Genomic DNA, 10,271 nt, shown 5'->3' with positions numbered 1-10,271 from the left:
AAGAGAAGAAAAGGCTTTTTAAGAAACTAATGAGAAGGCTTCTTCACTTGTATAGGAACTTTGCTTTTCAACTAATGAAGAAGTTACATGAATTAGGTGTTTCAACCATTTATTTAGGTTATCCATTTAACATTGCTCAAGAAAAAGGAAACAAATTTACAGTAAACATGTGGTCTTACCGTAAATTAATTAATGCAATTGAACTTAAAGCACAAGAATATGGCATTAAAGTATATGAAGTTATAGAATATAATACGTCCAGATACTGTGCTTATCATAATGTAGAAGTTAAAAGAAATCCTAGAGGAGTTATTAATTGTCCATTAAAACATAAACTTCATTCTGATTTAAATGGGGCTTTAAACATATTAAAGAAAGCAACAGGTAAAGTCTTAGCATCAATAAAGAAACCCCTATCTTTTATTGTAGAACATAACAGAGTAGCACCCGTAAAAGGGGTGTAACCCTCTAGACCTCAGGAAACTCGCCCTTCAAGGCGGGAGGAGGTCAGATTTGTAATTTTTGGCATACTTCCTTAGGCTTCAGCATCGTTTCGGCATTATAATTAAACTTACATACAAAGTATATAAACTCAACGGTTTATTGGAAACTGTTGACAACGGCTTTGTATAGTAGATAAGGTATTTCTAATATTACATTACTCAATATTTATAAAACTGAAAAGTCCTTTTTATTTATTAGAATTATTAATAAAAATCTTTTTAAATTTTGAAATGCGCTTTTATTAATAGATGTAAAGATGATGATATTAAAAATTATTAAGATTAATTACGTTTATTCAAAATCAAATAAAATAGTTTTGATTAATTTTAAAGGTGTAAAAAATGGTTAATTATTTTGAATATTTAAAAAAAGGTTCTGAAAATGATGGACAAGAAATAATTTATGATAATAAAAGATGGGAAATATATAAAAATAAAAGAAAAAGAGCCCTTGATATAATTTCCTCTTTGCAAGACATAAGTAATTCTATTATAATTGTTGGCAGTGTTGCGAGAGGAGATGTTAAAGAATCGAGCGATTTAGATATTATAATTATGGATTTAATCAGACCCTATAAATTAGAGTATATTTTAGAAAAGAAAGGTTATACCATTTTTAAAAAAGAGATAGTTCAAGCAACGCCAAACTATGCGCCTAAGGCATATATTTATTTGGATAGTGATTATAAGGAAGTTATAAGTTTTCCATTAGCAAAGCTAAATTCAAATGAATTGGAATTCTATTACTGGGGAGGTCAAATAAATAAAGATGGCATTTTAAAGGACAAAAGGGTTCCTGGTGTAAATAAAAATTTAAAATTAATAATTCCTACAAATATGGGTCATTTTGAATACCCTATATTTGATAGAGAGGCGGAAGTTTCAAGAATATTAAACATTAAAATAGAAACAGTAATGGAAAGAGAAAGGGTTTTATCAAGAAGAAAAGAAATAGGAAGAACTGGAGTATTTTTGAAATATGAGGTTCCATATAATGAGCCACTTGATGAAAGTATTAAATTTTTAATAAAAAAGAACCAATTTTTTAGAAAGAGATTAATGGCATATAATGATTAATTTTTATTAATATATATTATTATAGTATTTATAAGTAACTATTTGCAGAAAGTATGGTGGTGAAATAGTTGAGCGTTAAGATAGGATTAGTAGTATCAGAATTTAACTATGATATAACAAAAATTATGGAAGAAAAGGCCTTAAGTCATGCTATTTTTTTAAATGCAGAGGTACCAATAGTTTTCAAAGTTCCAGGTGTTTTTGACTCCCCATTTGCTGTATCAAAATTATTAAAACTTGATTACATTGATGCAGTAGTCGTGTTGGGGGCAGTAATTCAAGGGGAAACAAAGCATGATGAACTGGTAGCGAATCAAGCAGCCAGAGTTTTATTGGATTTAAGCCAAAAATACGAGAAACCTGTTGCATTAGGGATAATAGGACCTGGAGCATCTAGGATGCAAGCTATGGAGAGAGCAGAAGAATATTCAAGAAGAGCAGTTGAAGCCGCTGTTAAGCTATCATTAAGATCTATTAAGTTAAGTTCATTAAAATATGAAGGAAAAGTTTTAAAGATTGAATAAACATATAATAGGGAATAAAAAATGATAAGAATATCAGTAATAGAACAAATAGGCTATAGAGAATGGACAGAAACTATAGGAACTGATAGGGAGTGGAAAATACAAGAAACACAGGCAAAGATTTATCAAGAAACGCAAAGGATAGCAACAAAGTTTGGAGGATTTGTGCTACCATTAAGATATGATTATATGGTTATAGTGTCTAGCAATTTAACCGAAGATAACGAGAAAGATATATTAGAAGTTGTATCCTCTTTGTCTCCAGTCGCTGTTAGATTATCAAGTGATTTGGGGAATACGCCATTAGAGTCTGAAAATAATGCATGGTCTCATATAGCTTATGTGGAACCGGGTAAGGTAGGTCATTTTGGTTCAGGAAAAGAATATGTTATTGTTAGTCATATAGACCTAAATGGGTTAACTCCAATAACTCAAAAAGTAGGCACGTTTAGGACTTATAGCAAGATAATACAAATATTAGAAAAAATTAATTATATTGCTCAAGAAAACGGAGGATTAGCGCAATATTTAGGGGGGGATAATATATTAGTTCTACTGCCGAATAAGGATTATGAAGATTTAGTTTTAAAGATGATTTCTGTCGATGATTTAAAAGCTGGAATTGCAATAGCAAGTAAAGCTAGGGATGCTATGAAATTGGCTGCGGAAGCTCTTCATGAAATTAGATCAACAAGAAACTCGAAAATAATCATGAAATCAATTCTTTAAGTAATATACTTGAAATGTCACATAATGAAGATACTTTAATTGCATCAGCATAATCTTGATTAAGGATAAACATTTTATGTAAACCAGCCTTTTTATATGCTAATATGTCATATATGCTATCTCCTACTCCTATTATTTCATCTTTGTTTAAGTTCAATTTTTCAATTGCTAAAATTATCGGTTCAGGATCAGGTTTAACGTTCTTTACATCATCACTAGTTATAAGAAGATCATATTTTATATTTAGTGTATCTAATACTGCCATAGCGTCGTTCTTCATGCTTGAAGTTACTACTGCAAATTTTATTTTATATCTTATAATTAGATTTAAAAAATTTTGGAGGCAGCTATCAGGCTTAATTAATTTAACAAGATTCTGATATTCTTTGCTTTTTAATGAGAGCACGTATTTGATCATATTATTATCTAAATTTATGTTCAATTCTGTTGCATATTTTATTAAAAAATCTAAATCTTTTAAACCCCAAAATTTATCTAAGGTACTGCTATTTTTTAAATCAACTCTTACCCCAAACTTTTCGGCTGTTTTTCTCCATGCCTCAAAATGTAGATTTTTTGTGTCTGCAAGGGTTCCATCGAGGTCGCTTATGATTCCTTTAATTCTCATTATATATCCTCCGTTATTTGAGTATTTAGGGAATTTATATTTCTATTTACAATTACTTTATTTTTTGATTTATTAAATTTAATATTGTTTTTTCATTTATTTCTGAAGCAACTTTTGCTGCTAAGTCAGAGGTTTTTTCTAAATCGTTTAGAGAAATGACTTCAACTGGAGAATGTATATATCTAGCAGGTATAGAGATTGCAATTGATGGAACACCTTCTCTATTAAGATTAATAGCTGAAGCATCTGTTGTCCCTCCAGTTAAAACTTCAAGTTGATAAGGTATATTGTATTTATTGGCCACATTTTCAACAAATTCTAGCAATTTCTTATTGGTAATTAGACCTGTACCTTTCTGACCATCAATTAGCTTTATTGCAGGGCCTTGATTTAATTTGCATATCCAGCTACCTTCTGGTATCGATGGCACATCACTAGCTATAGTAACATCTAAAGCAATTGCAATATCTGGTTCAATTTTAAATGCTGAAACTTTTGCTCCTTTCAGGCCAACTTCTTCTTGAACAGTTGCTACAGCATATATACTAACTTCATTTTTATCAATTTTTTTAAATGCTTGAATCATAGCTGCTAAACCTGCTCTATCATCTAATGATTTTCCAGTAACGATATCTCCATTACCAATCCTTTCTAGTTCCCTATCAAATGTTACTATGCTACCTATTCCTATACCATTTTTTAAAACTTCATCTTTGCTAAAAAATCCAGCATCTATATACAATTCTGAAAAATCAGGGACCTGTTTAGCTTCTTCTGGTTTCATTATATGAGGGGGCTTTAAGCCTATAACTCCTTTTATTATTTTGTTGTCCTTTGTAGCAACTTTAACTCTCTGCCCTAATAAGGTTCTTTCTGTTATTCCTCCAACAGGGGCAAACTTCAAAAACCCTTTCTCATCTATGTAACTTATCATAAGTCCTATTTCGTCCATATGAGCGGCTATCATGATTTTTCTTGAAGATTTAGATCCTCTTTTGATAGCTATTACGTTCCCTAAAGAATCAACTTCTAAACTATCAGCATAGCTTTTAAGTTCGTCAATAACAATACCTCTTATATTATCTTCATAACCAGAAATTCCTATATCTGAGGTGAGTTTCTTTAATAGCTCAAATATTTCTTCATTTGCTTTTACCATACTTCATCCCCTCTAGTAGTAAACAAATTTGAAAATAAGTATTTTATGACTTAAACTGTATTAAATTTCTTTTTGACTTCTACCTGTTTTCTTTCTAAGCCAATTTATCCTTTTTTGAATAGCTTCGCTTTTGTTTATAATAAAAGCATCTATAAGAGTTGAAAGCTCTAAAGAATATAATTTGTTCTTTCTATACATTTTTGATTCTTCTATAAAATTTTCAAAAGCTTGAATATTATTTTTGTCTTTAAAATTTTTGATTCCTTTAATAAAATTGTTGTATGACTTGAGATGAATTATTTTTCTAGGTAATCCTTTAGTTGTTATATTCAAATCATGTTTAGTATCTACATCATAAAAAACTTTAGGGTCATTAGTAAGATGATATGATCCTATAAGTAACGATTCATTTCCTCTAATAAAGTTACTTGGTCTGGAAGCTATAACTGAATAATTGTTACATATATCAATTATTTTATTAGCATAATTTCTTGGTAATGCCATAAATAATGGTGAAACTATGCCAGAATATATTATTGGTGACACTAATAGCTTTGATCTCATTGAGTACTCTATTAAATTATTTAAAGCAATGCTATTAATCCATGGTATATCTCCAGGCATTATTAAATAATATTCTGATTCAATTTTTCCTACAGCTGTAGCAATACCTCTGGCTGAACCTTTACAATTTAAAGATTCGTCATCAAAAATGAATTTAACATAGTTTAAGCCTTTTATTTTTTCATATTCAAATTCGTTTGTAATTATAAAAATGCTTTCTGTTATCTTTTTCGATTCATTAATTGGATAGCTAATTATGGGTTTATTATTATATATATATGTTAGTTTGTCTTCATTGAATCTAGTTGATTTACCTCCAGCTAAAATAACTGCTGCTAAGTTCAATTTGTCCACAATTTATAAGTAAAAAATAGAAAATATAACTTATCTCGTATCGAATAGAAAGGTTGTCAAGAATTAAATGAAAATCTTATTTAAGTATGATGATATTACTTGACAAAAGAATGGCAAGCCTTGCCCTTCAGAACGAGACTGTAACGTTTCTGAATAACTTTTAAATACTTTTGGTTACTTTTAATTAATGCGGAGTACTTAATGGAGAGATACTTAACACCTAGTGAGGTTGCTGAAATATTTGGTATGAGTAGGAGTGGCGTTATAAAGTGGATAAGGGAAGGGAAAATAAAGGCTATTGAAATTAACGATAGGTGGAGGATTCCTTACAGTGAGGTTGAAAAGTTATTAAGCGGTGGAAAGGTAAAGCAAGTAGCAATTTATGCAAGGGTTTCATCAAATACACAAAAAGACGATTTGAAGAGGCAATTAAACGCATTAAGGGATTGAGTTAAGAAGACTCTCGGAGAAGTAAGTGTAATAGAAGTTAAGGACATAGGTTCTGGATTGAAAGAGGATAGGAGAGGGTTAAAGAAACTCTTGAATTGGCTAAGAGGAGGCAGATCGATGTGATAGTAGTAGCTTATAAGGAAAGGCTAACACGTTTTGGCTTCCAATACCTTGTAGAGTTATTCAAAGCTTACAAAGTAAATGTCATCATAGCGTTCCAAGAAGAGCCAAAGGATTACATGCAGGAGTTGGTAGAGGACTTCGTTGAAATCGTTAAATCATTTGCCTCAAGAATTTACGGTCATAGGTCTCATAAATACGAGAAGGTGGTCAAGTATGTTGAAGATGCTTAAAAGGACGATTAAGCTGGAGAGCGACCATCTGAACGGATGGAAATACCGCGTTCTTAGGGAGGTTGAGGAATATCAGAGTTTGATAGTTAATGAAATGATTGACGTCATACTTTCTGAAGGTTTACAGACCACTAGAAAGAAGTTACACGAGAGGTTTTATAACCATTATAAGGAGAAATATCCCTTCCTACCTTCAAGGGTTATTGATGGCGCTTACATCATAGCGAGTAGGATTGTTAAGAGTTTCAGAGAGAGGAAGAAGAAAGGGCTAACGAGAAGGATAAACCAGAGTACAGAAGGGTTATGATCACTATTCCAAACACAATTAACTGGAGATTTAATAGAGTGTTCATCAGTGTCCTAACTCATAAGGGTTGGGTTGAGATCCCACTTAGGGTAACTAAACAGTTCATCCAGTATTTGCATGAGGGTTGGAGTGCTTTGCAAGAGCTTAAGCTGAGGTTAGTGGGCAAGAAAATTCTAGTTTGGTTAACATTTGAGAAGGAGGTTGAGGTTGAAACAAAAGAGGGTAATTATATTTCTATTGACGTTAATGAGAATAACGTTACTTTATCAATTTTTGAGGGTTTTAAACTCAAGGAGTTGAGGCGTTATGAGACTGGGTTAGGTAGGATTGTAGTTAATTACTCCTTAAGGAGGAAGAAAATTACTAAGGGTAATTCAACTAAGGATGAACTAGTTAAGAAGAAGTTGAGTAGATTGAGGGAAAAGGAAAGAAAAATAGACGTGTTGAGGAAGAGTGTTAAGAGAATAACAGATTTGGCTAGGAGTTTAAATGGTAAGGTTATTGTCGGTAAGTTTTCTTTAAGAGCTAAGGAGAATATGGAGGGTGATAAAAATGCCAGGCTTAGGCATAGGATTCACCAGTGGAGTGTTATTAAGTTTACTGAGTTACTTAAGGCTCAACCAATTGACGTTGAGGAATTGTCTGAGGCTTACACTTCCTCCATTAATCCCTTTGACGGTGAGAAGTTAAAGAAGAGGAGGCAAGTGGTGGAGAAGATCGTTAAGGTTTTTAACCCCTACCTGATGACGGGCACTGCTCACGAGGGTGGGGGTATTAAAATATTCAAGGTAAATGCTAGGTATTTGGAGAGTGGTAAAGCGATGTTGGAAAGGGATTCCATTGCTCCTCTTAACTTGGCAAAAAAGGTAGATGGGAGGGTAGTGGTGTTTCCCTCGACTAGCCCTAATGAGTTAAGGGTGACTGTGTATGATACCTTAAGAGGGGTGCCCGTGGCGGAATTAAAAGCAAGGAAAAGTTACGCCACGGGTAAACACTATGTCAGAGAAAGTTTTAGGTGAGGAATATAAAAGGAATAGAAAATTAAAAATTAATTAAAATGCCTTTTTCATAAGCTTCTTTTAGATTAATAAACATTCTATTAAATGCTCTTGATAATATAGATTTGTTATCATAGGTTTCAGTTATTTTTAATAGGTCACATTTACTTAATTTCATAAATTCATCTGATATTTTTATCATATTTTTTGTAGCTCTTTGAGCTTCGTCTACTATTGTTATATGGGCTGATTGCGCTGTTCTGCTAAACGGATTTAAGTCAATAGCTGCTACTTTTTTGCCCAGATTTCTAAGTGCCTGGGTTCTATCACCATCTTCTATGGCTAATAATACGAAATCAGCTTTATAAATTCCGTTTTCGCATACCATACCCCTTGGTCCTTCTAGATTCGATAGTTTTATTTTATTACATTCACTACCTAATACATGTTTTGCGCCTAAATCTTTAAGATAGGTTTCAATTTTCTTTATTCTATCTTCCGATCTATGAAATAGGTTAACTTCGATAGGTATATTAAGGCTGTTTGATATTTTTACTATTTCTTCTCCCGCTAATGCAGCATAGTTACCATTTACTGAAATTATTGGATAATTCGATATTAGCAAATATGCTACACTGACTTTTTCCGCTTCTAAAGCAAAATCATGAGATTTTTCGCCTAAGATATAATCAAAGGCTTCTCCTCTACCTTGAGCAACAAGCCCGTGTGCCACAACAATACCTTTATTGAAAAACTCTACTAGCTTCTCTCTTGTAACTAAGGATTGATATCTTGGGTGAGTTTTAGGTATTTCATCCGTGTTCATCTTTATGCACCAGATACTCTGCTTTTTATGGCCGGAAGTTAAGTTTAAATACATTTAGTTTAAATACATTTACTGATATTAAAAAACTTGAGGACGTTATGTAATGTGGCCATGTTACTTAACTGACCTGCTTCCTGCCCTGAAGGACAAGGGTTCCCTCCGGGCGGATCATAGGTTTGTGATTTACCGCCTTCATCTTCACCATTTCATAGCTAGCGGGTTTTACCCACCCGATCCATTTATCCATCGGAAGACCACTGGCTGGGAGCCTTCAGCCAATTACCCCTATCCCTCACTAGGAGTTGCCCTTTCCTCTTAGGTCCAAGGGACTCAGGGATATGTTTTTAATGTGTAGGGACACGCAATATATACTTTGGCCCTGATTTAGGGCTTCCCTACACGATTCCTATATTACACTTGTTAGTTGGGGTAGATGCATACTCATGTTTCAGTGACGCATAACCCATTAGCAGTTGTCTCAATTTTTGCTAAATATTCAGTTTTTAAGCCTTACCCTGCCCCTAGAAGTGGGAAGACTTGTCGTTCACTTTGTTAAAGGTAAGGTTTAATCCTTTTTCAAATTAATAGAAATCTATATTTGCTGTAACTATAAATTTATGAACTTTCATGTCTATGTGGGCTGTACCCAAAAAGGTGAGAGTGATATAAAAATGTGAGTCCCGAGCTGTTGGGCTTAAAGTAGTCTCATGACTCACCTACAAATAGCAGGTGGCTAAGGGTTAAGTCCTTACGCTTGATTATGGATAAAAATTATTGAAATTAAAGTGTAGGGGATAATGTGTTCAGGGACCCTAAATGCTGCCATAAACATAGCCTAGCCTTAACGAGAGCTACAAGTCCTTGGTATGTAAAAACCAAAAAGAGGTAATGAATCTTTTCCTTTAAGAAACTGGAAATCCCAAAGCCTCGTTCTTAAGGGCTGGGTAGTTTACATTCTCCATGCCTTCGGTCCGTGAGATGATGGATCTAAAATTCTTAAATTTAAGTTTTTATCCCTAAGATATTTTATAGCATCATCTATTTTATCGTTTTCTATTAACATAACTATCATCATCTTTTTTATGTAATAACTTATCAATCCTGGAGTTTTTATTATTTCTTCTCCTTTATTAATTAATTTAATTTTCCCTACATCATCTGTAAATCTTTTTATTTCATAAGAGAAAGTTTCAAATGAAAAATTTTCCATAATTTTATCTAAAACCTTTTGTGATTCTGTTTGAATAGATTTGTTGTAGTTCATTAAGAGATCTTTTGTATTCATTGTTCCAAATTCTACTGTAACAATAGAAACATCTTTTGGAAATGAAATACAATCTACTTCACCAATTCCAGGAGCGCCTTCTTTTTTCCTTAAAACAATACCAACTCCGCATGAAATTGCCAATACATCACCTAAACCTGTAGAATTTTCAACTTCAATTTTATGCGCGTCTTGTAAAGCTTTTATATAGCTAATTTTTCCATAAAGGAAACTAATTAGTTCAGTTGCAATTGTAGAAGAGGCGCTGCTTGCATAACCAATTTTTATAGGTAGGGGCATGCTTAAGAGATATTTTTCTTTAATATTAAATTTGTTAAAGACATATTTAGCAGTTGTTGGAATTTCTTCAGTATTATTTTCTGAAGAAACTATCTCTGGACCCACGCATAGCTTTAGTCTTGGCTCAACACTTATACCAACTCCTATAGAACCTGAAGTCAAAGGATCTTTATTTATTTTTGGGATAAAAACTGCTGTTATATGATATGGTACAGAAGAACAAAAAACCATTAAA

11 protein-coding genes and 2 pseudogenes are annotated in these 10,271 nt (G+C 32.6%); 7 read left to right on the top strand and 6 right to left on the bottom strand.

Annotated features, from left to right (window positions below; all coding sequences use genetic code 11):
* The 4 genes from RXO53_RS03865 to RXO53_RS03850 form a co-directional block, all read left to right on the top strand.
* A partial coding sequence (locus tag RXO53_RS03865) for a zinc ribbon domain-containing protein (RefSeq protein WP_410712941.1) occupies nucleotides 1-464 on the top strand: 464 nt, incomplete at its 5' end.
* A gap of 381 nt (nucleotides 465-845) precedes the next feature.
* Nucleotides 846-1,580 carry a nucleotidyltransferase domain-containing protein gene (locus RXO53_RS03860; protein ID WP_410712940.1) on the top strand — a complete coding sequence of 245 codons (735 nt, stop codon included), beginning with the start codon at nucleotides 846-848 and terminating at the stop codon, nucleotides 1,578-1,580.
* A gap of 68 nt (nucleotides 1,581-1,648) precedes the next feature.
* Complete coding sequence (ribH, locus tag RXO53_RS03855) at nucleotides 1,649-2,104, top strand: 6,7-dimethyl-8-ribityllumazine synthase (protein ID WP_410712939.1); 456 nt, start codon at nucleotides 1,649-1,651, stop codon at nucleotides 2,102-2,104.
* A 21-nt stretch (nucleotides 2,105-2,125) separates the two neighbouring features.
* Nucleotides 2,126-2,833 (top strand): GTP cyclohydrolase IIa, encoded by a 708-nt coding sequence (locus RXO53_RS03850; protein ID WP_410712938.1) that lies wholly within the window; start codon nucleotides 2,126-2,128, stop codon nucleotides 2,831-2,833.
* Here RXO53_RS03850 and RXO53_RS03845 read toward each other — a convergent pair.
* Genes RXO53_RS03845 through RXO53_RS03835 form a run of 3 tightly spaced genes read right to left on the bottom strand, consistent with a single transcriptional unit; the run spans nucleotide 2,814 to nucleotide 5,529 of the window.
* Nucleotides 2,814-3,461: an HAD family hydrolase gene (locus RXO53_RS03845; protein ID WP_410712937.1), complete on the bottom strand. Its 648-nt coding sequence runs from the start codon at nucleotides 3,459-3,461 to the stop codon at nucleotides 2,814-2,816. The two genes, RXO53_RS03850 and RXO53_RS03845, sit on opposite strands and share 20 nt — an antisense overlap.
* Before the next feature lie 52 nt (nucleotides 3,462-3,513).
* Nucleotides 3,514-4,620, bottom strand: a complete 1,107-nt coding sequence (locus tag RXO53_RS03840; RefSeq protein ID WP_410712936.1) for a M42 family metallopeptidase — start codon at nucleotides 4,618-4,620, stop codon at nucleotides 3,514-3,516.
* 60 nt (nucleotides 4,621-4,680) lie between these two features.
* A complete protein-coding gene (locus RXO53_RS03835; protein ID WP_410712935.1) occupies nucleotides 4,681-5,529 on the bottom strand; it encodes a molybdenum cofactor guanylyltransferase in 849 nt (282 codons plus the stop codon).
* Between the two features lie 210 nt (nucleotides 5,530-5,739).
* On the opposite strand from RXO53_RS03835, the pseudogene RXO53_RS03830 reads away from it, so the two are divergent.
* The 3 genes and pseudogenes from RXO53_RS03830 (at nucleotide 5,740) to RXO53_RS03820 (ending at nucleotide 7,667) form a co-directional block, all read left to right on the top strand.
* Nucleotides 5,740-6,341 (top strand): annotated as a pseudogene (locus RXO53_RS03830) (IS607 family transposase).
* Nucleotides 6,325-6,648, top strand: a complete 324-nt coding sequence (locus RXO53_RS03825; protein ID WP_410712934.1) for a hypothetical protein — start codon at nucleotides 6,325-6,327, stop codon at nucleotides 6,646-6,648. The pseudogene RXO53_RS03830 and the gene RXO53_RS03825 overlap by 17 nt, the downstream one beginning before the upstream one ends.
* 134 nt (nucleotides 6,649-6,782) lie before the next feature.
* Nucleotides 6,783-7,667 (top strand): IS200/IS605 family accessory protein TnpB-related protein, encoded by an 885-nt coding sequence (locus tag RXO53_RS03820; protein ID WP_410712933.1) that lies wholly within the window; start codon nucleotides 6,783-6,785, stop codon nucleotides 7,665-7,667.
* Nucleotides 7,668-7,689: 22 nt separating this feature from the next.
* Here the strand turns inward: RXO53_RS03820 and RXO53_RS03815 are convergent, their stop codons facing one another.
* The 3 genes and pseudogenes from RXO53_RS03815 to RXO53_RS03805 all read right to left on the bottom strand — a co-directional run bounded on the left by RXO53_RS03815 (nucleotide 7,690) and on the right by RXO53_RS03805 (nucleotide 10,267).
* A complete protein-coding gene (locus RXO53_RS03815) occupies nucleotides 7,690-8,472 on the bottom strand; it encodes a phosphopantothenate/pantothenate synthetase (RefSeq protein WP_410712932.1) in 783 nt (260 codons plus the stop codon).
* A gap of 118 nt (nucleotides 8,473-8,590) precedes the next feature.
* A pseudogene (locus RXO53_RS03810) lies at nucleotides 8,591-8,813 on the bottom strand (RNA-guided endonuclease TnpB family protein); the annotation flags it as partial.
* Nucleotides 8,814-9,421: 608 nt separating this feature from the next.
* Entirely contained in the window at nucleotides 9,422-10,267 is an 846-nt protein-coding gene (locus RXO53_RS03805) for a pantoate kinase (protein WP_410712931.1), read from the bottom strand.
* Nucleotides 10,268-10,271: the final 4 nt, after the last annotated feature.

The organism is Caldisphaera sp. (assembly GCF_046536515.1).
Classification (GTDB): domain Archaea; phylum Thermoproteota; class Thermoprotei_A; order Sulfolobales; family Acidilobaceae; genus Caldisphaera.
The sequence above is the reverse complement of the archived record's forward strand: the minus strand, read 5'-3'. Positions and strand labels throughout refer to the sequence as shown.